The 26035-nt window shown below is 69.9% G+C and carries 22 protein-coding genes and 2 pseudogenes; 13 read left to right on the forward strand and 11 right to left on the reverse strand.

The annotated features are described in order from the left end of the window. Positions 1-111: 111 nt before the first annotated feature. From ACWGJY_RS00960 to ACWGJY_RS00970, 3 genes are all read left to right on the forward strand, one after another. The gene (locus ACWGJY_RS00960) at positions 112-1683 is read left to right on the forward strand and encodes an alpha/beta hydrolase (RefSeq protein ID WP_453258667.1); all 1572 of its coding nucleotides are present in this window, start codon (positions 112-114) and stop codon (positions 1681-1683) included. A gap of 231 nt (positions 1684-1914) precedes the next feature. After that, positions 1915-2673, forward strand: a complete 759-nt coding sequence (locus ACWGJY_RS00965; RefSeq protein WP_453258668.1) for a radical SAM protein — start codon at positions 1915-1917, stop codon at positions 2671-2673. 145 nt (positions 2674-2818) lie between these two features. Next, complete coding sequence (locus ACWGJY_RS00970; protein WP_453258669.1) at positions 2819-3607, forward strand: hypothetical protein; 789 nt, start codon at positions 2819-2821, stop codon at positions 3605-3607. Positions 3608-3697: 90 nt separating this feature from the next. Here the strand turns inward: ACWGJY_RS00970 and ACWGJY_RS00975 are convergent, their stop codons facing one another. The 8 genes and pseudogenes from ACWGJY_RS00975 to ACWGJY_RS01010 form a co-directional block, all read right to left on the reverse strand. Continuing rightward, complete coding sequence (locus ACWGJY_RS00975; protein ID WP_453258670.1) at positions 3698-4549, reverse strand: EamA family transporter; 852 nt, start codon at positions 4547-4549, stop codon at positions 3698-3700. Continuing rightward, entirely contained in the window at positions 4546-4701 is a 156-nt protein-coding gene (locus ACWGJY_RS00980; RefSeq protein ID WP_453258671.1) for a hypothetical protein, read from the reverse strand. Before ACWGJY_RS00980 ends, ACWGJY_RS00975 begins: the two co-directional genes overlap by 4 nt. A gap of 87 nt (positions 4702-4788) precedes the next feature. Further along, positions 4789-6441 carry a penicillin-binding transpeptidase domain-containing protein gene (locus ACWGJY_RS00985; protein ID WP_453258672.1) on the reverse strand — a complete coding sequence of 551 codons (1653 nt, stop codon included), beginning with the start codon at positions 6439-6441 and terminating at the stop codon, positions 4789-4791. Between the two features lie 188 nt (positions 6442-6629). Next, a complete protein-coding gene (locus ACWGJY_RS00990; RefSeq protein WP_453258673.1) occupies positions 6630-8384 on the reverse strand; it encodes a dolichyl-phosphate-mannose--protein mannosyltransferase in 1755 nt (584 codons plus the stop codon). A gap of 244 nt (positions 8385-8628) precedes the next feature. Next, a pseudogene (locus ACWGJY_RS00995) lies at positions 8629-8937 on the reverse strand (GNAT family N-acetyltransferase); the annotation flags it as partial. Next, a complete protein-coding gene (locus tag ACWGJY_RS01000; protein ID WP_453258674.1) occupies positions 8910-9059 on the reverse strand; it encodes a hypothetical protein in 150 nt (49 codons plus the stop codon). The pseudogene ACWGJY_RS00995 and the gene ACWGJY_RS01000, both read right to left, overlap by 28 nt. 23 nt (positions 9060-9082) lie before the next feature. After that, positions 9083-10477, reverse strand: a complete 1395-nt coding sequence (locus ACWGJY_RS01005; protein WP_453258675.1) for an albusnodin/ikarugamycin family macrolactam cyclase — start codon at positions 10475-10477, stop codon at positions 9083-9085. An 11-nt stretch (positions 10478-10488) separates the two neighbouring features. After that, positions 10489-10692, reverse strand: a pseudogene (locus tag ACWGJY_RS01010) (ATP-grasp domain-containing protein); the annotation flags it as partial. A gap of 140 nt (positions 10693-10832) precedes the next feature. Between ACWGJY_RS01010 and ACWGJY_RS01015 the strand changes: the two are divergent. The 4 genes from ACWGJY_RS01015 to ACWGJY_RS01030 all read left to right on the forward strand — a co-directional run bounded on the left by ACWGJY_RS01015 (position 10833) and on the right by ACWGJY_RS01030 (position 17500). Next, the gene (locus ACWGJY_RS01015; RefSeq protein ID WP_453258676.1) at positions 10833-12515 is read left to right on the forward strand and encodes a thiamine pyrophosphate-binding protein; all 1683 of its coding nucleotides are present in this window, start codon (positions 10833-10835) and stop codon (positions 12513-12515) included. 13 nt (positions 12516-12528) lie between these two features. Next, the gene (gene frc, locus ACWGJY_RS01020) at positions 12529-13758 is read left to right on the forward strand and encodes a formyl-CoA transferase (protein ID WP_453258677.1); all 1230 of its coding nucleotides are present in this window, start codon (positions 12529-12531) and stop codon (positions 13756-13758) included. Then, positions 13758-15890 (forward strand): acetate--CoA ligase family protein, encoded by a 2133-nt coding sequence (locus ACWGJY_RS01025; protein WP_453258678.1) that lies wholly within the window; start codon positions 13758-13760, stop codon positions 15888-15890. Before frc ends, ACWGJY_RS01025 begins: the two co-directional genes overlap by 1 nt. Positions 15891-16090: 200 nt before the next feature. Next, positions 16091-17500 (forward strand): OFA family MFS transporter, encoded by a 1410-nt coding sequence (locus tag ACWGJY_RS01030; protein ID WP_453258679.1) that lies wholly within the window; start codon positions 16091-16093, stop codon positions 17498-17500. Between the two features lie 90 nt (positions 17501-17590). Here ACWGJY_RS01030 and ACWGJY_RS01035 read toward each other — a convergent pair whose 3' ends face one another. The 3 genes from ACWGJY_RS01035 to ACWGJY_RS01045 all read right to left on the reverse strand — a co-directional run bounded on the left by ACWGJY_RS01035 (position 17591) and on the right by ACWGJY_RS01045 (position 19353). Then, positions 17591-18274 (reverse strand): GntR family transcriptional regulator, encoded by a 684-nt coding sequence (locus ACWGJY_RS01035; RefSeq protein WP_453258680.1) that lies wholly within the window; start codon positions 18272-18274, stop codon positions 17591-17593. A 184-nt stretch (positions 18275-18458) separates the two neighbouring features. Next, entirely contained in the window at positions 18459-18818 is a 360-nt protein-coding gene (locus ACWGJY_RS01040; RefSeq protein ID WP_453258681.1) for a DUF3592 domain-containing protein, read from the reverse strand. 298 nt (positions 18819-19116) lie between these two features. Beyond that, positions 19117-19353, reverse strand: a complete 237-nt coding sequence (locus ACWGJY_RS01045) for a hypothetical protein (protein ID WP_453258682.1) — start codon at positions 19351-19353, stop codon at positions 19117-19119. Positions 19354-20331: 978 nt separating this feature from the next. Here ACWGJY_RS01045 and rsmI point away from each other — a divergent pair. From rsmI to ACWGJY_RS01075, 6 genes are all read left to right on the forward strand, one after another. After that, positions 20332-21237 carry a 16S rRNA (cytidine(1402)-2'-O)-methyltransferase gene (rsmI, locus tag ACWGJY_RS01050; RefSeq protein ID WP_453258778.1) on the forward strand — a complete coding sequence of 302 codons (906 nt, stop codon included), beginning with the start codon at positions 20332-20334 and terminating at the stop codon, positions 21235-21237. 214 nt (positions 21238-21451) lie between these two features. Beyond that, on the forward strand, positions 21452-21907 hold the full coding sequence (locus ACWGJY_RS01055; RefSeq protein ID WP_453258683.1) for a hypothetical protein: 456 nt from the start codon (positions 21452-21454) through the stop codon (positions 21905-21907). Positions 21908-21940: 33 nt separating this feature from the next. Continuing rightward, positions 21941-22816: a TatD family hydrolase gene (locus ACWGJY_RS01060; protein ID WP_453258684.1), complete on the forward strand. Its 876-nt coding sequence runs from the start codon at positions 21941-21943 to the stop codon at positions 22814-22816. A gap of 171 nt (positions 22817-22987) precedes the next feature. Beyond that, positions 22988-24142 carry a ubiquitin-like domain-containing protein gene (locus ACWGJY_RS01065; protein ID WP_453258685.1) on the forward strand — a complete coding sequence of 385 codons (1155 nt, stop codon included), beginning with the start codon at positions 22988-22990 and terminating at the stop codon, positions 24140-24142. A 22-nt stretch (positions 24143-24164) separates the two neighbouring features. Beyond that, a complete protein-coding gene (gene rsmA, locus ACWGJY_RS01070) occupies positions 24165-25133 on the forward strand; it encodes a 16S rRNA (adenine(1518)-N(6)/adenine(1519)-N(6))-dimethyltransferase RsmA (RefSeq protein WP_453258686.1) in 969 nt (322 codons plus the stop codon). Next, complete coding sequence (locus ACWGJY_RS01075; RefSeq protein WP_453258687.1) at positions 25130-26035, forward strand: 4-(cytidine 5'-diphospho)-2-C-methyl-D-erythritol kinase; 906 nt, start codon at positions 25130-25132, stop codon at positions 26033-26035. Before rsmA ends, ACWGJY_RS01075 begins: the two co-directional genes overlap by 4 nt.

Genomic DNA, 26035 nt, shown 5'->3' on the forward strand with positions numbered 1-26035 from the left:
GGCGAAGCGGCGGGGTGGTCCCGGCCGGCGGTGGGTGCCGCCGGGCCTCTGTTACGTCGCCATCACCTGGCCATGGAAGGGCCATCATGCCGGGGCGTGAGGGTGTGCCGCATGAACACTTCAGCTTCCTTCTCCCGGCCCGGTGACGGGCCGGTCGAGAGTTCGGACGTCTGGTCGCCCCGGCGTCGTAGGCGTGTGGGCCTGACGGCTTCGGCGGGGGTGGTGGTGCTCGCCGGGTCGCTGCTCGTGCCGTCGAGTGCGGAGGCGAGTCCGGGGCCGGGCGAGGGGGCGGCCCCGGTGCGGACCATCCAGTGGTCCGCCTGTCCCAAGGCCGAGCCGCCCTATCCCGACCCCAGCAAGCGGACCCGGTGCGGGACCGTGGAGGTTCCGGTCGACTGGGCGAAGCCCGACGGGCCGACGATGAAGATCGCGGTGGCCCGCCAGCAGGCCACCGACCCCAAGAAGCGTCTCGGTGTCCTGCTCTCGAACCCGGGCGGCCCCGGCACCCCCGGCCTGGACGATGCCTACTACGCCGACAACCCGGTCGAGGGCTACGACAAGAACATCCGGAGCCGCTTCGACATCATCGGCTTCGACCCGCGCGGCATCGGCCGTAGCGGAGGGCTGCGGTGCGACAACGAACTCGCCGGGAAGATCCCCACCCGCCCGAAGAACGCCGCCGAGTTCCAGCGGATGCGCACCCTCAACAAACAGCTCGCCGACAGCTGCCGCACGCGCAGCGGCCCGGTCGCCGACCACATGGACAGCGTCAGCGTCGCCCGCGACATGGACGCGATCCGCGCCGCCCTCGGCGAGAAGAAGATCAGCTTCCTCGGCCACTCCTACGGCACCCTCATCGGTCAGCAATACGCCCGGCTGTTCCCGCAGAAGCTCCGGGCGCTGGCCCTCGACAGCGCGATGGACCCGTCCCGGCCGGACGCCGGGCGCTACCTCAGGGACGGTTCCACTGCCGTCGAGGGCGACGTGCAGCAGCTCGCGGACTGGTGCGCGAAGAACACGTCATGTGCGCTGAAGGGCAAGGACGTGAAGGCCGTCATCCAGGGGCTCTTCGCGCGCGCCGACGCGGGCAGGCTGTTCGAACCGGGGCCGCAGGGCCCCACGCGGAAGAAGGTCACCGCCGACCAGCTGTCCGGCTTTCTCAGCGACAACCTGGGGAAGTGGAACCCGGAGCCCACCGCCGAGCAGCTGGCTGCCCTGAACAGCGGCAGGGGCAAGGTCTACTGGATCGACAGCACTGGGGACCTCAGCTGGCGCACCGTGATGTGCCGGGACTACGACTTCCGCCTCCGCGATTGGGACCACTACCGCGAGCTGCGGCAGAGCGCCCGGTCCGCCGCTCCGCACGCCCGCTACAACGCCCAGGCCCTGGACATGATCCTCGGCTGCCAGGGGTGGCCGGCCGGGCCCGAGCCGGAGCCGGCGCGGGCCAAGGGCAGCCTCCCGCCGGTCCTGGTGGTGAACGCCCGGCACGACCTGGCGACCCCGCTGCCGGGTGCGCGGCGCATGGCGCAGGAATTCCCGAAGGGGCGGCTCGCCGTCCTCGACTCGGTGGACCACTGGCTCTACCGCAAATGCCAGTCGCCGCTCCCGGCCCGTGCGATCGACACCTATCTCCGTACGCTCGAAGTCCCGCCCCGCGGCACGGTCTATCCCCACCGCTGACGCGACCGCGGCCGGCGTTCCTTCATCAAGCTCTCCATCGAGCGTCAGCAGTCCATGCACCAGATCGCCGACGCCTGCAACATCCACCACACCTGGCTGAAGACATGGTTCGACGAGTGGGGGTGACCACCGGCAGCCAGAGGTCCGTACCGGCTCCCGCTCAGCGGTGACGCATCACTGAGGCGGGTAAGGGGAAGCACGTGCTCGTTCACACGAGAAGGAGTCACGACAGTGTCAACGATCTCCAGTGAGTCAGCATTACCGACCGAGCAGCAGACCGGCACGAAGCTGCTGTGGCTGGACCTGACGCGGAAGTGTCAGCTGGCGTGCAAGCAGTGCTACAACGCGTCCGGGCCCGACGGGACGCACGGGAGCATGAGCCGCGAGAACTGGCTCAACGTCCTGGACCAGGCCGCCGCATGCGGCGTCAAGACGATCCAGTTCATCGGTGGCGAGCCCACCATGCACCCGCACTTCGCGGAGCTGGTGGACCACGCGCTGAACGTCGGTCTCCACGTCGAGGTCTATAGCAACCTCGTGCACGTCTCCCACGAGTGCTGGGAGGTCTTCCAGCGCGACGGCCTGAGCCTGGCCACCTCGTACTACTCGGACCAGGCCGAGCAGCACAACGCGGTGACCGGCCGCCCCTCCCACGCCCGCACCCGTGGCAACATCGAGCGGGCCGTGGGGCTGGGCATTCCGCTGCGGGTCGGCATCATCGACGGTGGCAACGGGCAGCGGGTCGACCAGGCCCGCGAGGACCTTAAGGGGATGGGCGTCAGCCGCATCTCCGTCGACCACCTGCGCCCCTTCGGGCGCGGAGCCGAGGGCCAGGCCCCGGAGGCCGTCAGCCTCTGCGGCCGGTGCGGGACCGGCCGGGCCGTCATCAGTCCCACGGGCGAGGTGGCTCCGTGCGTCTTCTCCACCTGGATGGGTGTCGACAACGTCCAGGACGCCCCCTGGCCTCTATCCTCAACGGCACCGCCATGAGCGAGGCCACGAAGTCCATCCGGCGCGCGGTCGGTCGGGGCGGGGACGAAGACGACGACAACAGCGACAACAGCGGCAGCTGTGGCCCCGTGGGCGACGGTGAGTGCTCTCCGGGGTATCCCAGCAGTTCGTGTAGCCCGAGGAGTTGAGCCCCATCGACAACGAGGCACTGTGGACGCTTGTGCGTCCACACACCGGGGAACAGCACGCGATCGTGCCCACCTCGCGCGGCAACGGCTCGGACGTGACGGCGCTGGTTGAAGGCGAGCACGGCCCCGTGTTCGTCAAAGCCTGCGCCAACCGCTCCGGGGGCCGGCGCGCTTCCGTCATCCGGGAGCGGCTGGTGAACCCGTCGGTGCGCGCTGTGTCGCCGGCGCTCCGGTGGCACGCCAAGAACGACGACTGGATTGCTCTGGGCTTCGAAGTCGTCCAGGGGCGGTCGTCCGACTTCGGGCCGAAATCGTGGGATCTCCCTGTGGTCGTCGATGTCCTCAACCAGATTGCGGCACTGACGCTGCCGGATGAGGCCGGCGACTGGCGAGAGAGCCGGTGGGACCGCTTCGCTGGAGACGGTGAAGCTGCCCTGTTCGAGGGTGACACGCTGCTCTTCACCGACATCAACCCGGACAACGTGATGATCGGCGAAGAGCGCGCGTGGGCGGTCGACTGGTCATGGCCGACCCGCGGCGCCGCGTTCATCGACCCGGCGTGCCTCGTCGTCCAGCTCATCGCGGCCGGGCACACGCCCGAGTCCGCCGAGTACTGGGCGGGTAGCTGCAAGGGGTGGACCGATGCGGACACGCGGGCAATCGACGCGTTCGCCGCAGCCACCGCGCGGATGAACCGCGCCTTCGCCGACCGCAACCCTGATGCGTCCTGGCTCCGTGCCATGGCGGACGCAGCACAAGCGTGGGTGCACCACCGCACGCGATAGGGTCACGACGCTGTCCTGCCGGACGGAGTCGGCAGGAACGCAAGGACGCGCCCCCATCCTGCAAGCCAGGATGGGGGCGCGTCCTTTGGCTCAGCCGGTGTGGAGCATCAGGCCGATGCCTACGACCATCAGGCCGGCCGCGGCGATCCGGGGGGCGCCGAAGCGTTCCTTGAAGAAGACGGCGCCGATGGCGGCGCCCACGATGATGGACGACTCGCGCAGGGCGGCGATGGGGGCGAGCGGAGCCTTGGTCTGGGCCCACAGCACCAGGCCGTAGGCGAAGACGGAGAGCACGCCGCCGGCCAGGCCGCGCAGGGCGACGGGGCGGAGTTCGGTGAGGAGTTGACCGCGGCGGACGGCGAGCGCGTAGGCGGGGATGACGACGCCTTCGAGGATCATCAGCCAGCCGATATAGCCGAGGGGGGTGCCGGAGGCGCGTACGCCCAGGCCGTCGACGGTCGTGTACGAGGCGATGGCCAGGCCGGTGGCGAGGGCGGCGATGATGGCCGGCCAGTGGGGGCGCGTGCCCGAGCCGCGGATGCCCCACAGAGCGACGCCGACCAGGCCCGCGGAAGCCAGGGCGACCCCGGCCAGCGCCCAGGCGTCGGGGACCTCATGGACGAAGACGGCGGCCAGGACCGTGACGACCAGCGGCGCGGTACCGCGGGCGATCGGGTACATCTGGCCGAAGTCGCCCAGGCGGAACGACTGCATCAGCAGGGCCTGGTAGACGATGTGCAGCACCGCGGAGGCCAGGAGGAAGGGCCAGGCGCCGGCGGCCGGCAGCGGGGTGACGGCGGCCAGGGCGAGACCGCAGAGCGCGCCGCCGCCGCCGACCAGGGTGAAGGCCAGGAGCTGGTCGCGTATGCCGTGGGCGATGGCGTTCCAGCTGGCGTGGGTGACGGCGGCCATCAGGACCGCCGCGACGACGAGCGGGGTCATGCGGTGCGCTCGTGCTCGTCGCGAACCCGGACCGTGGTGTGCGCGAGCCGTCCGCGGCCGGCCGGTACCCGGGTGCGGGTGGCCTCGGCGAAGTGGAGGTGAGCTGAGGAGTGGGGGGTTTCCGTGCTGGTACCGGACCGGGAATCGCTCATGGCCCGCACGCTAGCGAAAGCCGTACGGGCCATGCGAAGGAAATCCGGTCGATGAGATACGGGACACCCCACGGGCGCCCCGCCCGGTCAGCCGGCGGTGAGGATGGCGCGGACCACCGGGCCCGCGTTGGAGCCGCCGTGGCCGCTCGCCGGGACGACGGCCGCCGCGGCGAGGTCGTCACGGTAGGCGGAGAACCAGGCGTTGGGCTTCTTCTGGTTGTCGACCTCGGCGGAGCCGGTCTTGGCGCCGATGTCACCGCTGACCCCGGCCATCGCCTCGGCGGCCGTGCCGGAGGTCGCCGTCAGCTTCATCAGCGACTTCAGGCCGCTGAGGGTGGCCGGCTTCATCGTGCGGGACGCCTTGGCGAGCGTCCGGTTGTCCAGCGACGGCGCGACGATGAACGGCTGGTGGAAGGAGCCGGCGCGGACCGTCGCGGCGAGCGAGGCGACATTGAGGGGGTTCATCCGCACCCCGCCCTGGCCGATCAGCGAGGCCGCCATCTGTGCGTCGTGCTCCACCGGCACCGCGCCGTCGAAGGTGGGGATGCCGGTCTGCCAGTTCAGGCCGATGCCGAAGACGTCCCGGGCCTCGTTGGTCAGATCGTCGTCGCCGAGGTCCTTGGCCTGCGAGATGAAGGCGTTGTTGCAGGACGCCGCGAAGCTCTGCGCGAAGGTGCCGTGCGGGATCTCGGACTTGTCGAGGTTCTGGAACTTCCAGCCGCCGACCGTCACGTACTTGGGGCACGGCTGCGGCTTGTTCGGCGAGGTCAAGCCCTTGTCCATGAGCAGCGCCGAGGTCACGATCTTCATCGTCGAGCCGGGGGCCAGCGACCCCTGGGTCGCCACGTTGAAGCCCTTTTCCGGGGAGTTGGCGAGCGCCAGGATTTCGCCGGTGCTGGGCTTGACCGCGGCCGCGGAGGCGGACTTCTTGCCCTTGACCGCCCGCTCGGCCGCCGACTGCAGCGTGGCGTCCAGGGTGGTCTTGAGCGTGCCGGGCGTCCCCTTGGAGAGCACCTTCAGCGTCTTGTCGGGCAACTGGTCGGCCGGCTTGGCGCTCTTGGCGCGGTGGATGAACAGCTCCACACCCGGCTTGCCGTCGGTCTTGTCGCCGTATTTGTCCCGCAGGCTGTCCAGCACCCCGGCCAGCGCCGGATGCGCCTCGGGGGTCAGCGCGGCGCCGTTGCGGTCCACGGCCTTGATCGGCGGCGCCTCGGCCTCGCCCGTCCGCAGCTGGTCGCCCTTGGCGAGACCCGGGTGCAGCATCGACGGCTGCCAGGCGATCTGCGGCTTGCCGGTGGTCTTGTCGCGCTGCACGGCCGCGGCGGTGCGGTACGAGTAGGGCGCCTTGGTGCCCTTGTAGTCGATCTGCGCGGCGACGGAGTACGGCACCTTGTCGCCCGCCGGCGTGCCCGGTGTCAGCGTCACCTTCGAGAACCGCGCCTGCTTGCTGAAGGACTCCAGCGCGCGCTTGCAGGTCTCCGGGTCGTCCGTCAGCCCGGCCGCCTTGGCCGCGTCGCCGGACTGCCAGGCGGTCAGGAAGTCCTGCGTCGTCGTGCGGACTTCCTTGGCCGACAGGGGACCGGCCGGCACCTTGGGGCCGTTGCCGCCCGCCTTGGCATCCGCCGACCTGACCTCCTGCGGCGACCCGTCCGAGCCGCCGAACAGCGCGAAGCCGCCCACGACTCCCGCCACCAGGGCCACCGATCCGCCGATCAGCCCGTACTTCACCTCACGGCGCATGCCACCGATTCCCTCCCAGAGCCTCGTCCTTGAATACGCACACAAGAACGTCCATCGCACTCTAAGGGACACGGGGAGGCCCTGAGTCTCGATCAGGGCACGGTCCGGTGACGCGCTGTTGTACAGCTGTTACAGAGTTGTCGCACGCGGACCGGCCCGCCCCCGGCTGCCGGGCCGGCGCCGGCCGGTCACACCCAGGTGTCGAACCACATCCGGTGGTGCCAGGCCGACTTCGGGATGGGCATACCCGTGTAGAGCGGATAGAAGTAGACGAAGTTCCACACGATCAGGAGCACCAGGACACCGGCGCCGACCGCGCCGATCGTGCGGCGGCGCTCGGTCGAGCCCGGCGGGCCGATGATCGCGCCGATCATCATCGCCAGCGCCAGACACAGGAACGGGACGAACACCACCGCGTAGAAGAGAAAGATGGTCCGCTCCTGGTAGAGGAACCACGGCAGATATCCGGCCGCGACCCCGCAGGCGATCGCCCCGGCCCGCCAGTCCCGCTTGAACAGCCAGCGGTAGAGGACGTAGAGCAGCGCGAAGCAGGCCGCCCACCACAGCAGCGGGGTGCCCAGTGCCAGCACCTCGCGGGCGCAGCCCTCGGCCGCCGTGCAGCCGTCCTGGCCGGCCTTGGGGTCCTCGTAGAAGTACGAGACCGGGCGGCCCAGGACCAGCCAGCTCCACGGGTTGGACTGATAGGTGTGCGGGGTGGTCAGTCCGGTGTGGAAGGCGTAGACCTCACTCTGGTAGTGCCACAGGCTGCGCAGCCAGTCCGGCAGCCAGGTCCAGCCGCCGCTGCGGCCCTCCGGGGTGGTCGCCCAGTCGCGGTAGTAGCCGCCCTTGGTGGCGATCCAGCCCGACCAGGACGCGAGGTAGGTGGCGAGGGCGAGGACGACGGTGGAGCCGAACGCGGGCAGTACGTCACGGCGTACGGTCGAGCGGAAGGGGTGCCGGGCGCCGGCCGTACGGCGTGCCGCCACGTCCCACAGCACCGACATCAGGGCGAAGGCCGCGAGGAAGTAGAGGCCGTTCCACTTCGTCGCGGCGGACAGGCCCAGACACAGCCCCGCCGCGATCCGCCACGGCCGCCACCCCAGCCGCAGCCGGTCTCCGACCGCGTCGTCCGGCCGGGCCGGGCCCGCCCCGTCCCCGGCGTCATCGGCGGGCGGCAGCGCCGCCGCCAGCCGGGCCCGGGTGCGGTCCCGGTCCACCAGCAGACAGCCGAACGCCGCCACCACCCAGAACATCACGATCAGATCGAGCAGCGCGGTCCGGCTCATCACGAAGTGCAGACCGTCCACCGCCAGCAGTCCGCCCGCCAGACAGCCCAGCGCCGTCGACCGCATCAACCGGCGGCCGATACGGCAGATCAGCAGCACCGAAAGGGTGCCGAGCAGCGCCACCATGAACCGCCAGCCGAAGGGGTTCATGCCGAACGCCCACTCGCCGAGCGCGATCAGCCACTTGCCCATCGGCGGATGGACGACATACGAGTGCTCGGGCGAGAGCAGGAGCTGCGGCGGATGTCCGACCAGCGCGTCATTGGCGTTCTTGGCCCAGGTGCCCTCGTAGCCGTACTGCAGCAGCGACCAGGCGTCCTTGGGGTAGTACGTCTCGTCGAATATCACCTTCCGCGGGCTGCCCAGGTCCCAGAACCGCAGCACCCCCGCGCACAGCGTCACCAGCAGCGGACCGGCCCAGCCCGACCAGCGTGCCAGCCGGGCCGCGGCGTTTGGGCCCACGCCGAACACCGCCCACAGGCGCCCGCTCGGCTCGGGGAAGGCCGGCACCAGCCGTGCGCGGACATCGCCCGGCGCGCGGGCCGGATACCCGAAGCGGCGCAGCCGCTGCCGCCACACGGGGGGCCGGTCGGCCGGCTCCGAGGCGTGCCGCGCGGCGGCGTCGGTCGCGGTGGTCTCACTCGTCACCCGGCCCATCGTAGGGAAGCCGCCTGTGGACCGGCCGGAAGCTCCCCGGGAACGCGCTGATACGGCCCCGCTCCGACCCTGCGATCAGGGGCGGAGCGGGCCCGTCCGCTCTCGTGGGGTACATCACAATGATCTGCGCGCTGCTACGCCGAGCGGTAAGCCGAACGGTGAAGGGACCTGGCCCGCAGAAAACGGGCCGCTGCGGCCCCGCGGGGCGCACGACCGCAGCGGCCCGGACCGGAGGGCGTGCGGTTCAGACGGCGGCCGTGGCCACCGCGGACGGCCCAGGGAAGTCCGCCGGCAGGGCGTCCATCAGGAGCTCATCGACAGGCTCCCCGAGCCAGTAACCGGACTGCCGCAGCCGGCCGGAAGGGCGGAACCCCGCCTTTTCGTAGGCGGCGATGCCGGCTTTGTTGGGTTCAAGCACCTTCAGCCACACCATGCGCAGTGAGCCGAGGTGAAAGGCCCAGTCGAGGGTGAGGCGGGTAGCTTCGGCCGCGTGTCCCTTGCCGCGCTCGTCGGGGGCGAGCATGATCACGAACTCGGCGGTGCGCACGTAGGGGACGGGGTTGCGTCATCGAGCTGGACGACGGTCGACGCCAGCGCGGTTGCCTCGTTGGAGGCGGGGCGAAGCTTGGTCTGTCCGGTGTCGTAGTCGATCAGGACGCAGGCGTGAGTGGTCACCGCGGCCACCGTGTTGCCGCCGTTCACTGTGTACCTGCCGGGGCCGGCGTCGTCCACTCGACGGCCGGTGAGTTCTCGACCGCCTCCAGCCACGCTTCAGCTGCCAGTGTGGACAGCAACGGGGGCCATATGGTCTCAGCCCCCAATGCCGCGGCGTGCACCGTCGCCCGCAGCGGGCCTGGGTCGATGAGGCCTCGTGCTGCCAGACGCCCGTCGGCGAGATCGAGAACGCGCCGCAGGTTCGTTCGTATTCCGCGATGGAAATCACTGGCGAAGACGCCCTTTGCGGCGTGGTGGCGGTGCAGGTCGGGCAGCAGATCGCCGCAAGCATCGACAAGCAGCGGCTTGTACCGGCGTACGGAGAACCGTTCCCAAGCAGGTGCGGACACCACGGCATCGAGAACGGCGCCGTCGAAGTAGGGGTTGTGCAGCTCGACGCCGAGAGAGTCGGCGAGCTGGATGTCGGAGTGAGCGGCCCGCGCCACATTCCGGATGCCGGCCACGAGCACCGCGTCGGCAGAGCCCGCCACCCTTGGTGGGGTAGGTACGGACGCGACGAGCCATCCAGGCCGCGTGAGCCACGGCCGGGTGACGCGGTGCGTGTCGCCCCGTAGCGCCGCCCAGATCAATGGACCGGGGCTGCGGCGGCGCAGCCGCGCCCAGTCCTGCGCATCACTGACCAGGCGCAGCCACCGCCGGCGGCCGGCAAGGTCGACGAGGTGTGTCGGTGAGGGCAGGAAGAGATTGTCGCCGCCGTCGCCGGTCAGGTGACTTACCGCGCCTTCGGCGGTCACCATCCGAAGTTGAGCTGAGAACATCGCCCATACCGAGGCTGATGGCGGCGGCTGGTCAGTCGCGGGCAAGGGGACGTCCGTGGTCGTGAACGGCAGGTGCTCGTCTTGCAAGGGAAACCGGATTCGGGCCAGACCCGGAATGTTCAAGGCTTGGGCATAGTGGAGGTCCCCACCGTCCGTGACTCCTGACGGGTGAGCAGTCATCCCAGTGATGGGACCGTAGCGCGCCGCGATCACAGCGAGGGTGGTCGAGTCCATCCCGGCGAGGTCCGTCGATGACGGCACCTCGGACACCCGTGCCCGAACTCCCTCTTCTAAGGCGCGGCGGATCGCTCGCAGGGCGTCATTGAGCTGGCGATCAGCTGGGTACCACCACTCAGACAGTGAAGCCGTCCCGTTCGGACGCAGTGTGAGCCGGTGGCCGGCCGGAACTGGGTCAACTCCAGTCCATGCACTGCGACCTGGCGCAGGCGCTTGCTTGTCCAGTAGGTACGAGGCAAGCCAATCGGAATCGACGCAACTGCCTGCCAGACTCGACAAAGCGAACGAACTTGACCCCCATGCCCGGCCGCTGGGGGTATTCACGGTGTAGAGCGGAACCGCGCCGGCTCCGTCGGCGAGCACCTCGACGGTGGCGCCACGGCCGGGTCCGCGGCGAACTTCACCCCGCCGCCCTTGCCCCTGCCACCGACCCTGACCTGGGCCTTGACCACCACACGTACACCGAGCCGCCCGGCGGCCGGCCGCGCCTCGGGCGGGTTGCCGGCCACCTCGGCGGCCGGCACCAACACGCGGTAGCTGTCGACGACTTCCCCTGCCTGATGTGCGAACAGGTCCAGGCCGGCTCCTTGGCTTGATCGCCAACGTACCTCTGGACACCGGCGATTCCATGAGGGATAACAGGTCCATACAGTATTCGTCGACTGTATGCAATCTGCCGGGTCGCCGGTCGATACCCCATGAAGGGAAGCAATGCCCCATGCCCGATGACGCGCAGGACCTCATCTCCGGTGGGCACTTGGTCGCCAAGGCGCTCAAGGCCGAGGGAGTGGACCGCATCTACACGCTCTGCGGCGGCCACATCATCGATATCTACGACGGCTGCGTCGACGAGGGCATCGACGTGGTGGACGTACGTCATGAACAGGTCGCCGCCCATGCCGCGGACGGGTACGCCCGCATCACCGGCAAGCCCGGCTGCGCGGTGGTCACCGCCGGCCCCGGCACCACCGACGCGGTCACCGGCGTCGCCAACGCCTTCCGCGCCGAGTCCCCGATGCTGCTGATCGGCGGTCAGGGCGCGCACACCCAGCACAAGATGGGGTCACTCCAGGACCTGCCGCATGTCGACATGATGGCGCCGATCACCAAGTTCGCGGCCACCGTTCCCGACACCGCACGCGCCGCCGACATGGTCTCGATGGCGTTCCGCGAGTGCTACCACGGTGCGCCGGGGCCCTCGTTCCTGGAAATCCCGCGCGATGTGCTGGACGCCAAGGTGCCGGCGCAGACGGCCCGGGTGCCGCAGGCCGGGCACTACCGCGCCTCGACCCGCTCGGCCGGTGACCCCGCAGCCGTCGAACGGCTCGCGGATCTTCTCGTACACGCCGAGAAACCGGCGATCCTGCTCGGCAGTCAGGTGTGGACGACCCGCGGCACGGAAGCAGCCGTCGAGCTGGTGCGTACGCTCAACATCCCGGCGTATATGAACGGCGCCGGGCGCGGCACCCTCGCGCCGGGGGATCCGCACCACTTCCAGCTGTCGCGGCGCTACGCCTTCGCCAACGCCGATGTCATCGTGATCGTCGGCACCCCCTTCGACTTCCGGATGGGCTACGGCAAGCGGCTCTCGCCGGACGCCACCGTCGTCCAGATCGACCTCGACTACCGGACGGTGGGCAAGAACCGGGACATCGGCCTGGGGATCGTCGGCGACGCGGGACTCGTCCTGAAATCGGTCACCGAGGCGGCTTCGGGGCGCGTGAACGGAGGCGCCACCCGGCGCAAGGAGTGGCTGGACGAGCTGCGTGCCGCCGAGCAGAGCGCGCTCGAGAAGCGACTGCCGAGCCTTCGGTCCGACGCCTCGCCCATCCACCCCTACCGCCTGGTCAGCGAGATCAACGACTTCCTCACCGAGGACTCGCTCTACATCGGCGACGGCGGCGACATCGTCACCTTCTCCGGCCAGGTCGTCCAGCCCAAGGCGCCCGGCCACTGGATGGATCCGGGTCCGCTGGGCACCCTCGGCGTCGGTATCCCCTTCGTCCTCGCCGCCAAGCAGGCCCGTCCCGACAAGGAGGTCGTCGCGCTCTTCGGCGACGGCGCCTTCTCGCTCACCGGCTGGGACTTCGAGACCCTGGTCCGCTACGACCTGCCGTTCGTCGGGATCGTCGGCAACAACTCCTCGATGAACCAGATCCGTTACGGCCAGAAGGCCAAGTACGGCCAGGAGCGCGAGCGGATCGGCAACACCCTCGGCGACGTCCACTACGACAAGTTCGCGCAGCTGCTGGGCGGCTACGGCGAAGAGGTCCGCGACCCCGCCGACATCGGGCCCGCACTGCGCCGCGCCCGCGAGTCCGGCAAGCCCTCGCTCATCAACGTATGGGTCGACCCGGACGCCTACGCCCCCGGAACCATGAACCAGACCATGTACAAGTGAGGAGCTGACGGCCATGACCAAGGCCCTCGACGGCATCCGGGTCCTCGATATGACCCACGTACAGTCCGGTCCGTCCGCCACCCAGCTGCTCGCCTGGCTCGGCGCGGACGTCATCAAGCTGGAGTCGACGTCCGGTGACATCACGCGCACCCAGCTGCGCGACCTCCCGGACGTCGACTCCCTCTACTTCACGATGCTCAACTGCAACAAGCGCAGCATCACCCTCAACACCAAGACCGAGCGCGGCAAGGAGCTGCTGACCGAGCTGATCCGGCGCAGCGACGTCCTGGTGGAGAACTTCGGACCGGGTGCGGTGGACCGGATGGGCTTCACCTGGGACCGCATCCAGGAGATCAACCCGCGGATCGTCTACGCCTCGATCAAGGGCTTCGGCGAGGGCCCGTACACCAACTTCAAGGCGTACGAGGTGGTGGCGCAGGCGATGGGCGGGGCGATGTCGACGACCGGCTTCGAGGACGGGCCACCGCTGGCGACCGGGGCGCAGATCGGCGACTCGGGGACGGGCGTGCACTGTGTCGCCGGGATCCTCGCCGCGCTGTTCCAGCGGACCACGACCGGCCGCGGGCAGCGGGTCAACGTCGCCATGCAGCATGCGGTGCTGAACCTGTGCCGGGTCAAGCTGCGCGATCAACAGCGGCTGGCCCACGGCCCGTTGTCGGAGTATCCCAATGACGACTTCGGCGACGAGGTGCCGCGCAGCGGCAATGCGAGCGGTGGCGGGCAGCCCGGCTGGGCGGTCAAATGCGCGCCGGGCGGCCCCAACGACTACGTCTATGTGATCGTGCAGCCGGTCGGCTGGCAGCCGTTGACCGCGCTGATCGGGCGCCCCGAGCTGGCCGAGGACCCGGAGTGGGCGACGCCGAAGGCCCGGCTGCCCAAGCTCTCGAAGATGTTCCAGCTGATCGAGGAGTGGAGCAGCACGCTGCCCAAGTGGGAGGTGCTGGATCGGCTCAACGCCCACAACATCCCCTGCGGGCCGATCCTCTCGACGAAGGAGATCGTCGAGGACGCCTCGCTGGCCGCCAACGAGATGGTCGTCCAGGTCGACCACCCCGAGCGCGGCACTTTCACCACCGTCGGATCGCCGCTGAAGCTGTCCGATTCCCCCGTCGAGGTCGACCGTTCGCCGCTGCTCGGCGAGCACAACGAAGACGTATACGTGGGCGAGCTGGGGCTCGGCGACGAGGAACTGCGGCTGCTCAAGGCGAACGGAGTCATCTGATGCAGGAGCGAACCGAGGCCGTACGGGCCGTACTGGCGGCCGCCCGGGCCGAGGGGCGGACGGCGCTGACCGCCCCCGAGGGAAAGCTGATCGCGGATGCGTACGGCATCCCCACCCCCGCCGAGGGCCTTGCGGAGTGCGCCGATGAGGCGGTGGCGCTCGCCGACCGGATCGGCTTCCCGGTGGCGTTGAAGATCGTCTCGCCGGACATCCTGCACAAGACGGATGCCGACGGGGTGCGGATCGGGCTGGACTCGGCGGCCGAGGTGCGGGGCGCCTTCACCGCGATCGTGCAGAACGCGAAGTCGTACGACCCGAAGGCGCGGATCACCGGTGTCCAGGTGCAGCAGATGGTGCCCGAGGGACAGGAGGTGATCATCGGGTCGGTCACCGATCCGACGTTCGGGAAGATCGTGGCGTTCGGGCTCGGCGGGGTGCTGGTCGAGGTCCTCAAGGACGTCACCTTCCGCCTCGCCCCGGCCTCGTCGGACGACGCCGCGTCGATGCTGGACGGCATCAAGGCGGCCGAGATCCTGCGCGGGGTGCGGGGCGCACCGCCGGTGGACCGCGCCGCACTCGCCGACCTCATCGTCCGTACCTCACAACTGGCCGCGGACTGCCCGGAGATCGCGGAGGTGGATCTCAATCCGGTGATCGCCTCGGCGGACCGGGTGCTGGCCGCGGACGTGCGGATCCTGCTGAGCGAGGGGGTGGCGAAGCAGCGCCCTCGCTACTCCAAGGAGGCGATCCTGACCGCGATGCGGCGGCTGATGCAGCCGCAGTCGGTGGCCGTCATCGGAGCCTCCAACGAGCCGGGCAAGATCGGCAATTCGGTGATGCGCAACCTCCTCGACGGGGGGTTCCCCGGGGAGATCCATCCGGTGAACCCCAAGGCCGATGACATTCTCGGGCGCAAGGCGTACAAAACAGTGCTCGATGTGCCGGGCGAGGTCGATGTGGCGGTGTTCGCCATCCCGGCGCCGTTCGTGCCCGCGGCGTTGGAGGAGGTCGGCCGCAAGGGCATCCCGAACGCGGTACTGATCCCGTCGGGCTTCGCCGAAACCGGTGAACACGAGCTCCAGGAAAGGATCGTGGCCATCGGCGAGGAGTACGGTGTGCGGCTGCTCGGGCCGAACATCTACGGCTACTACTCCACCTGGCAGGACCTGTGCGCGACGTTCTGCACGCCGTACGACGTCAAGGGCGGGGTGGCGCTGACCTCCCAGTCCGGCGGCATCGGCATGGCGATCCTCGGCTTCGCCCGGACGACCAAAACCGGGGTCTCGGCGATCGTCGGTCTCGGCAACAAGTCGGATGTGGACGAGGACGATCTGCTCACGTACTTCGGCGAGGACCCGCACACCCAGTGCATCGCCATGCATCTGGAGGACCTCAAGGACGGGCGGGCGTTCGTCGAGGCCGCGCGGGAGACCGTGCGCAAGAAGCCGATCGTGGTGCTGAAGGCGGGCCGGACCAGCGCCGGAGCGAAGGCCGCGGGCTCCCACACCGGGGCGCTGGCCGGCGATGACGCGGTCTACGACGACATCCTGCGGCAGGCCGGCGTCATCCGGGCGCCGGGCCTGAACGACATGCTGGAGTACGCGCGGGCGCTGCCCGTGCTGCCCACCCCCAAGGGCGACAACGTCGTGATCATCACCGGCGCCGGCGGCTCGGGAGTCCTGCTCTCGGACGCCCTGGTCGACAACGGGCTCCGGCTCATGGAGATCCCCGATGATCTGGACGCCGCGTTCCGCCGCTTCATCCCGCCGTTCGGCGCGGCCGGCAACCCCGTCGACATCACGGGTGGCGAGCCGCCGTCCACCTACGAGGCCACCATCCGGCTGGGCATGGAGGACCCCCGGATCCACGCACTGGTGCTGGGCTACTGGCACACCATCGTCACCCCTCCGATGGTCTTCGCGAAGCTGACGGCGCGGATCGTCGAGGAGTTCCGGGCGCGCGGGATCGAGAAGCCGGTGGTGGCGTCGCTCGCCGGGGACACCGAGGTCGAGGAGGCAGCCGGGTACCTCTTCGCGCACGGTGTCGTCGCCCACCCCTATTCGACCGAGAAGCCGGTGGCGGCGCTCGGTGCGAAGTACCGCTGGGCGCGGGCCGCGGGGTTGCTCGGCTGACCCCGCTCTCCTGGAGCACGAAGAGATCGGCAGGGGGCGCGCTGACCGAGTTCTTACGATTCCGAGGAAACGTGAGGGACACCATGCACGACATGCACGACATGCACGGCATGAACGATACGCACGACAGGGATGACGGAAATGACGGAGATGGCGGAGATGACAGGGACGGCTTAGGCGCAGAACACCGGAAGCAGTCTGTGGTCGGCCCCGTCCACCGGGAAGTCACCGACAGCAAGGGCCGCATCTACCGGATCGGCGAGACGGACCGGGATCTGCTCGGTCACTCGCGCAAGCTGATGATGTATCTCCCATGGATCGCGATGATGGCGATCAGCGGTTCCGAGTACGCATACGGCTCCGCCGAGGACACCCTCTCGCACGCCCACGGCTGGACCGAGAGCCACACCTTCTGGATTCTCTCCGTCTGGATCTTCTTCCAGGCCGGCATCGCCTTCCCCGCGGGCTGGTTACGGGAGCGAGGAATTCTGCCCGCCCGGCGGGCCATGTTCCTCGGGGCGGCGCTGTGTCTGGTCGGTTTCGTCGCACTCGCGCATATGGACAACGTCCTCCTGGCGATCTGCGGTTTCGGTGTCATCGGCGGTCTCGGCTCCGGCCTCATCTACGCCACCTGCATCAATATGGTCGGGAAGTGGTTCCCGGAGCGGCGGGGCGCGAAGACCGGATTCGTCAACGGCGGCTTCGCCTATGGCGCACTGCCGGTCATCTTCATCTTCAACTACACTTTCGACACCAGTAATTACCACGAGATACTGGATCTCCTCGGCGTCTACGTACTGATCGTCGTGGCGATCTGTGCCTGGTTCTTCAAGGATCCGCCGAAGAACTGGTGGCCGGCAGACATCGACCCTTCCCCAAGCTCTCAGCTGCGTTCGAGCAGGGGAGACCCCAATTCTTTCGCCGGCAACAACAAGAGTGCCAAGAGCATGGCCAAGAACCCGCCCGCGGTGAAGCAGTACACGCCCAAGGAAGCCATTCGCACCGGCATGCTCCCCCTGATGTGGGTCACCGTGGTGATGACCGCCGGGGTATCCATCTTCGGTATCTCCTTCCAGGTGGACTACGCCAAGGAAATCGGCTTCGGCCCGATGGTCGCGGCCTCGTCGATGGGCGTGATGACGGTGGTCAACGGCGTCGGCCGGGCGGTGGTCGGCTGGCTCTCCGACCTGTGGGGACGCAAGCTGACCCTGGTTCTCGTCATCGTCGTCCTGGGTCTGGCGCAATTCGGTGTGATCTGGGCCGGAGAGATCCACAGCCAATGGCTCTTCCTCTTCTTCGCCTTCCTCTCCGGCTTCGGCGGCGGCGCCTTCTATCCGATGTTCGCCGTGCTGACCCCGGACTACTTCGGCGAGAACTACAACGCCACCAATTACGGCCTGGTCTACAGCGGCAAAATCATCAGCGGCCTGTTCGGTGGCGGGCTGGGCTCGATGGTGGTCGAGGCCTGGGGCTACAACGGGGCGTATGCGCTCGCCGGTGGCGTCTCGATAGTGGCGGCGGGCTGCGCACTGCTGCTGCATCCACCGGGACGGGACCGGGTGCGGGAGGTGGCACCCCGTCCGCAGCCGATCAGCCGCGAGATGATCTGAGCCGGCCGGAAGCCGGGAAGACCGGTACATGACGAGGGTGGGCGGTGCCGCAGCGGCACCGCCCACCTGCCGGCCGACCTCATCAAAGGCTCAGTCGCCCTCGCGCGCCCGCTCGTGGTACGTACGCCGGGTGTGCTCGGTGTGTGCGCGCATGACGGACGTGGCACGCGCCTCGTCGCGGTCGACGATCGCCGCGATCAGTTCGCGGTGCTCGATCCACGACTGCTTGCCGCGCTGCCGGGCCACTGGCGTGTAGTACCAGCGCACCCGCAGGACGACCTGCGCGGCCAGCTCCGCCAGCACCGCATTGCCGGCCAGCTCCATCACCTTGGCGTGGAAGGCGGCGTTGGTTGCGACCGCCACCTCCACCTCGCCGTCCAGCACCGCGCGCTCGCCCGTGGCGCACAGCCGCTCCAGCTCCGCTATCCCCGCCGAGCCGGCGTTCGCCGCGGCCAGCCGGGCCGCCTCGGTCTCCAGGAGCGCACGGACCGTCAGCAACTGATCGGCCTCCTCCTCCGTGGGCTCATGGACGAAGGCTCCCTGAGCCGGACGCAGATCCACCCAGCCGTCGGTACTGAGGCGCTGCAACGCCTCCCGGACCGGCTGTCGGGACACCCCGAGATGGCCCGCGAGTTCGCTCTCGACCAGGTGCTGGCCCGGGCGGAGCGCACGGGTGGTGATCAGTTCGAGCAGCGCTTCGTAGACGCGCTCGCGCAGCGGGCCGGGTCGTTCGAGCTTCGGCACGGCTCCCTGCGGTAGCCCTGTGGACAGCATCGAGATCCCCCTTCTGTGGACGCGTACGAGTACCGGGCAGACGGAAATTGGATATCGTCTACAGTCTACCGAGCCAACTCCGCGCCGCGCAGCACGACGTGATGAACTGCATCATCACCAGCCAACTCGTATGCCTTCTGCGGCCCGTCGTGCTTGTGGGCCGGACAGTTCTCAAGGAACGAGCTCAACGGCCGGTGGAGAGCATCCATATCGTGATGGCCATGAATCCGATGCCGGCCACGACGGGAAACCCGAAGTTCACCAACCGCTTTGGGGAGAGGTCGAGTCGTGCGCTCCTCGGGGCGCCGGGGAGGTAGCGCACGGGGGCCGAGCCGCCGACGGGCAGGCCCTTGACTCCGGATGCCCGGGCCTGGAACGCGTGCGGACTGCCGTGCGCATCAACGAAGTTGATCACTGCGAAGGAGGTGGTTCCCCCCTCGCTGGACTTCCTGCGGTGGTGGCGGACCACCAGTCCCTTGGTGCGGATCCCCTCGCGTCGGAGGCGGCGCTGGTGCCCGGCCTCGCGGATGCCGAACCCGATCACAACGGGACCTATCAGTAGAAACAGCACCGCCAACCCCGCGGTTGCCTCCCCTCCTCCGCATTCCACGGCTCTTCATGTATCTGCTGAGACAAGAGTGGACGATGCGACGAGTCGATGCGGTTTCTGGTGGGAGCACTGGGCTGCGGCAGAGGGGTCGACTGCAGCCTGATCTGCACGTCGGGCCGACGACTGAACAAGGCCCCGCGTGAGTCCGACCCTCTGCTGTACGCGCTCAGCGGAGGGCCGGATGGGGCGGCGGCGTCAGCGGGGGACGCCCGACGTCACCTGTCTCCCGGAGTCAGGAGTAGTAGATGGCCATGGTGCCGGGGCCGTCATCCTCGCAGTGGTCGATGGTGACGTGGTGCCCCATCACCCGGTCCAGCTCCTGCTGGGTCTGGGCGGTGTGGCAGTCCGTCTGGTAGTTGCCCGGCGTTTCCACGACCTGGAGGTCGGCGGCCTGAGCGGATCCGGCGGCGATGCCGGACAGGGCCAGGAGGCCGGCCGCGACGACTGCAGTGCGCCTGAACTTGCGCATGTTTTCTCTCCTTTGGTGCATGTGCGTTGCGTGCACGCCCGACGGCGTGCGGATCCACCCTCCGGGAGCGTGGTGGCGGTAACGGCACCACTGACCCGGCCCTGCGGACGGTCGGGGATGCCGACCGGGGTGGACATGCTGTGTGTACCGAAGGTTCCCTCGGACACGTGACAGCCCATCACTGCGGATCCCGCTGATTCAAGAGAGCAAGATCTCTTGTTACAGGACTAAAACTGACCGTTTCGGAATGATTCAGTGAGGGATTTGGCGGCCTGGATGTGGATGGGCGACTGGATCCAGGCGGGAATCCGGCCGTTTCTGCAGCAAGTCCTCCTGGGCCAGTCCGTGTTCGACAAAAGATCACGACAGTTCGCGAAGACAGAGGATGAGGGCGGCGAGGGGCCGCCAGCTCGGTAGCGGCGGGCGAGTTCGTCGTAACCGGTGGCGTTGCACGTGGACTGATGGGAGGTCAGTGCAGTGAAGGCGTCGCGGAGTTCGTTGCGCCGATCCCAGTGGACGGCTGGTGTTTGCCTCCCGTCTTGCGCCGGTCGACCGGCGACGAACCGGTGTCGGCGGCACCCCCTTTTTCACCCCGCCTGCCTGCCTGCTCTCGCATGCGCCGGGGTCGTACCCGCCGAAGCCCGCAGGGGCCAAGGCATGGAGGTATGGCAGTACGAGGCGGCGCCGCGGGACGGCTGCCACGTACTTCGGCACACCTGCGCTTCCGTACAGTGGGAAGCCGGAGAATCGGTGGGCACCCTGGTGGCGTGGCGTGGACATGAATCAGCCAAGATCACGTTCCAGCACTGCGCGCACTTCATGCCCCAGGCCGGCGTGAAGGGACGTGCCGCGGTGGACAAGCCGGCCGCGCTGGACAAGCTGCTCGGGAAGCGGTCGGCCGCCGAAACTCCCCCAGAGACTCCGCACGCGCCCAAGGCCACGGCGCAACAAGGTAAAGATGCAGGTGAAAAGGGCGCGATGAGCAGCACAGGGACACTCGTACTTGCAGGGACGCCCATCGGTGAGATCGCGGACGCGCCGCCGCGGCTCGCCACCGAGCTGGCCGCCGCCGATGTGATCGCTGCCGAGGACACCCGGCGGCTGCGCCGGCTGACCCAGGGGCTGGACGTCCAGCCGTCCGCGCGGATCGTGTCGTACTTCGAGGGCAACGAGGCGGCCCGGACCCCGGAGCTGGCCGAGGCGTTGGCCGGCGGGGCGCGGGTGCTGCTGGTCACCGACGCGGGGATGCCCTCCGTCTCCGACCCGGGCTACCGGCTGGTCGCCGCGGCCGTCGAGCGCGGGATCAAGGTCACCGCCGTACCGGGCCCCAGCGCGGTGCTCACCGCGCTGGCCGTCTCCGGTCTGCCGGTCGACCGCTTCTGCTTCGAGGGCTTCCTGCCGCGCAAGGGGGGTGAGCGGCGCTCCCGGCTGCGCGAGGTCGCGGACGAGCGCCGCACCCTCGTCTACTTCGAGGCGCCGCACCGCCTGGACGACACCCTCGCCGCGATGTCCGAGATCTTCGGTGCCGGCCGGCGCGCCGCGGTCTGCCGCGAGCTGACCAAGACGTACGAGGAGGTCAAGCGCGGGCCGCTGGGCGAGCTCGTGCTCTGGGCGGCCGAGGGCGTGCGCGGTGAGATCACCATCGTCGTCGAAGGCGCCCCGCAGAGCGGGCCGCAGGATCTGGACGCCGACGAGCTGGTGCGCCGGGTGCAGGTCCGCGAGGAGGCCGGGGAGCGCCGTAAGGAAGCCATCGCCGCGGTCGCCGCGGACGCCGGGCTGCCCAAGCGGGAGGTCTTCGACGCGGTGGTCGCGGCGAAGAACGCCGCAAAGGGCTCCGGAAAGGACCCCGCAAAGGGCCCCGCGAAGGACCCGGCGGGGGATTGATGCGCGGCGCCGGGCGAAAAGCGACTCATCAGCAGGTAAATGGCTGGCCGGAAAGGTAAAGCGCAGGTCGGCGCGCCGGGGTGATTTTCCTACCGTCGGCCAAATCTGGGCCAATACCGTCGGCGACCAGCTGCGTTGTGCGCGCGGAAGGCGTCCACTGGACGAGGGACGAACGGTTCCCGGAGACCTTGTCCAGCGGACAAGAGGAGCGCACATGAGCGAGTTCGCCAAGACCACTGGCAGTTCCACCACCAGCGGAGACCACCCCATCCCCCGGCCCGACGCCGCCGCGCACGAGGCATACGCCTTCGCCTGCATGAGGTGCGGCCACGGCTGGGAGCAGGCGTACGAGATAGTCCACCAGGTCGACGGCAAGGGCGAGATGCATGTCGTCTACTACGCGGACGACGAGCGGGTCCCGTCCCCGCTGACCTGCCCCACCTGCCTGAACTGCGGCAGCAATGTCGTCCGCATCATGCGCTCCGGCCAGGTCTCGATGGTCTCCGACGCGATCGCGAGCATGCACCAGCGCCAGCACGGCAGTCAGAAGAAGAAGGCACCGTCCCCCGGGGCGGACCCGGACCGCACCGGCAGCACCGCAGAGGACTCCGGACGCCACCACTGGCACCTCTCCGACCTGCTGCACCCCTTCCAGCACCACCGCAAGTGAGGTCCGCGCCGCGGTCCTCGTAGGATCGCGGCCATGGCACCGCAGGACAAGAACACCCCGCCGCCGCTGCCCGAACCGCTTCGGGTGGCGGTCGCGGATTCGCACACCCACCTGGACATGCAGGAGAGCACCGTCGAGGAGGCGCTCGCCAAGGCCGCCTCCGTCGGGGTGACCACCGTCGTCCAGGTGGGCTGCGACCTGGCCGGTTCGCGGTGGGCGGCCGAGACCGCGGCCGCGCACGACAGCGTGCACGCCACCGTCGCGCTGCACCCCAACGAGGCGCCCCGGATCGTTCTCGGCGACCCGGATGGCTGGTCACGGCAGGGTGCCCGGGAGGCCGGCGGGGACGCCGCGCTCGATGCCGCGCTCGCCGGCATCGACGAGCTGGCCGCGCTGCCGCAGGTCCGCGGCATCGGCGAGACCGGCCTCGACCACTTCCGTACGGGGCCGGACGGCAGGGCAGCCCAGGAGCGGTCCTTCCGCGCCCATATCGAAATCGCCAAGCGGCACGGCAAGGCCCTGGTCATCCACGACCGGGAGGCACATGACGACGTGCTGCGGATCCTGCGCGAGGAGGGCGCCCCCGAACGGGTCGTCTTCCACTGCTACTCCGGTGACGCCGAGATGGCCGAGGTCTGCGCCGCGGCCGGCTACTTCATGTCCTTCGCCGGCAACGTCACGTTCAAGAACGCCCAGCCGCTGCGCGACGCCCTCGCCGTCGCCCCGCCCGAGCTGGTCCTCGTCGAGACCGACGCCCCCTTCCTGACGCCCGCCCCGTACCGCGGACGGGCCAACGCCCCGTACCTCATTCCGGTCACGCTGCGGGCGATGGCCGAGGTCAAGGCCGTGACCGAGGACCACCTGGCCACCGCCATCGCCGCGAACACGGCGCGGGCCTTCGGCTACTGAGCGGACCGCCGGCCGGTTTCCGGCCCGGCCGCCGGCGGCTTTCCGGCGCCGCCGCGGGCCCTCCGCGTCCCCCGATGTGACCACTTTCCGTATCGGGCCGACTTTGGAGAGTCACCGCCACTCCGCTACATTCCGGCCGTCAACCGCATCCCGTGGCATGTGGAGCGCGCCGTGAGTCATTCGCAGAGCAGCCACCGCGCCGCGCGCGGCCGTCGTAGACGCCGCGCCGAACGCCCCGAAGCGCTGCGCCGGCTGCTGCCCCGGGCCCTGGTCGTCGCCTTCCTCGCCGGCGGCACCACCGCCTTCATCGCGCACGACAAGGCCATCCGGCTCACCGTCGACGGCACCCCCCGCACCCTGCACACCTTCGCCGACGACGTCGACGACCTGCTGGCCGACGAGCATCTCGACGTCGGCGCGCACGATCTCGTCGCGCCCGCCCCCGGCACCGGACTCAGCACCGGCGACGAGGTCATCGTCCGGCACGGCCGCCCCGTCGTGCTGACCATCGACGGACAGCGCCGCCAGGTGTGGACCACCGAGGACACCGTCGCCGGCGCCCTCCACCAGCTCGGCGTACGGGCCGAGGGCGCCATTCTGTCGGCCTCCCGCTCCCGGCGGATCGAGCAGCACGGCATGGAACTGGCCGTACGCACCGAACGCTCGCTGGTCATCGTCGCCGACGGCCGCGAACACCGGGTGCGCACCAACGCCGCCACCGTCCGCGAGGCGCTGGCCGAGGCCGGTCTCGCGCTGCGTGACCAGGACACCACCTCGGTGCCGCCGGACAGCTTTCCGCGCGAGGGCCAGACCGTTTCCGTGCTGCGTATCACCGGCTCCAGGGAAGTCCGCGAGGAGGCCATCGCCTTCCGTACGGTCCAGCGGGCCGACCCCCGGCTGGCCCGCGGCACCGTGGCGGTCGTCCAGCAGGGGCGGCCCGGCGTACGGCGGGTCACCTACCGGGTGCGCACCGTCAACGGGGTCCACCAGAAACCGAAGCGGCTGCACACCGAGGTCGTGCAGGCCCCGCGCCCGCAGATCGTGCATCTGGGCACCAGGGAGCTGCCCGACTCCGTGCGCGGCGCCGACCACCTCGCCTGGCATGCGCTGGCGAAGTGCGAGGCGGGCGGACGGCCGGACGCCGTCGACTCCTCGGGTACCTACGGCGGGCTCTACCAGTTCGATGTCACCACCTGGCGGGCCCTCGGCGGCCGGGGCCGGCCACAGGACGCACCCGCCCGGGAGCAGACCTACCGGGCCAAGAAGCTCTACATCAGCCGGGGGGCGAGCCCGTGGCCGGTGTGCGGCCGTAAGCTTCACGGGTGAACGAGCGCAGCGAGGCTTTGGCATGAGCAAGAGCACCACCGACGATTCCGGCCCCCTGCTGGGCGCCGCCGACATCCGCGAGCTGGCCGCCGCGCTGGGCGTCCGCCCCACCAAGCAGCGCGGCCAGAACTTCGTCATCGACGCCAACACCGTCCGCCGGATCGTGCGGACCGCCGAGGTCCGGCCCGACGATGTCGTCGTCGAGATCGGCCCCGGCCTGGGGTCGCTGACCCTGGGGCTGCTGGAGGCCGCCGACCGGGTCACCGCCGTCGAGATCGACGAGGTGCTGGCGGCCGCGCTGCCGTCCACCGTCGCGGCCCGGATGCCCGAGCGCGCCGACCGCTTCGCGCTGGTGCACAGCGACGCCATGCACATCACCGAGCTGCCCGGCCCCGCGCCGACCGCGCTGGTCGCCAACCTCCCCTACAACGTCGCCGTACCGGTGCTGCTGCACATGCTCGCGGCCTTCCCCACCATCGACCGCACCCTGGTCATGGTGCAGTCCGAGGTCGCCGACCGGCTGGCCGCCCGCCCCGGCAACAAGGTCTACGGCGTGCCGTCGGTGAAGGCCAACTGGTACGCCGAGGTCAAGCGGGCCGGCGCCATCGGCCGCAATGTCTTCTGGCCCGCGCCCAACGTCGACTCCGGCCTGGTCTCCCTCGTACGCCGCGACAAGCCGGTCGAGACCTCGGCGAGCCGCGACGAGGTCTTCGCCGTGGTCGACGCGGCCTTCGCCCAGCGCCGCAAGACGCTGCGGGCCGCACTGTCGGGGTGGGCCGGATCGGCCGCCGCGGCGGAGGCCGCACTGGTCGCCGCGGGGGTCTCGCCGCAGGCCCGCGGGGAAGCGCTGACCGTCGAGGAGTTCGCGCGGATCGCCGAGCACAAGGGACCGGGCGGGGCGCCCGGCATCCGGCAGTCACGGGGCGAGCAGACATCCGGGGGAGACCAGGCATCCGGGGGCGAGCAGACATCAGGGGGAGACCAGGCATGACGACCACCACCTCGATCACCGTCCGGGTACCGGCGAAGGTCAACGTCCAGCTGGCGGTGGGCGCCGCCCGCGCGGACGGCTTCCACGACCTGGCGAACGTCTTCCTCGCGGTCGGCCTCTACGACGAGGTCACCGCGACCCCCGCCGACAGTTTCCGGATCACCGCCGAGGGCCATGACGTCGACCGCATCCCGCTGGACCGTACGAACCTGGCGGCCCGCGCCGCCGAACTGCTCGCCGCCCGGCACGGCATCGAGCCGCACGTCCACCTCCACCTCCGCAAGGACATCCCCGTCGCGGGCGGCATGGCCGGCGGCAGCGCCGACGCCGCCGGCGCCCTGCTGGCCTGCGACGCCCTGTGGTCCACCGGCGCCTCGCGGGACGAACTCCTCTCCCTCTGCGCCGAGTTGGGCAGTGACGTGCCGTTCAGCCTGGTCGGCGGCGCGGCACTGGGCCGCGGCCGCGGCGAACTGCTGACCCCGCTCCCCGTCGGCGGCACCTTCCACTGGGTCTTCGCGGTCGCCGACGGCGGCCTGTCCACCCCGGCCGTCTACGGCGAGTTCGACCGCCTGACGGCGGGCACGGACGTCCCGGAGCCGGAGGCCGCCGCTGAGCTGCTGGCCGCGCTGGAGACGGGTGACCCCACCGCGCTCGCCGCAGCCCTCGCCAACGACCTGCAGCCCGCCGCGCTCTCCCTGTGCCCTTCGCTGGCTGCGACCCTGGAGGCAGGCACCGCCGCCGGCGCCCTGGCAGCCCTGGTCTCCGGCTCCGGGCCGACCACCGCCTTCCTGGTCAAGGACGCGGAGGCGGCAGGGGAGGTGGCATCGGCGCTGCTGGCGTCGAGGACCTGCCGCCAGGTGCGGGTGGCGGAGGGGCCGGCGGTGGGGGCGAGGGTTCTTTAG

It is taken from the genome of Streptomyces sp. NPDC054765, from assembly GCF_053612065.1.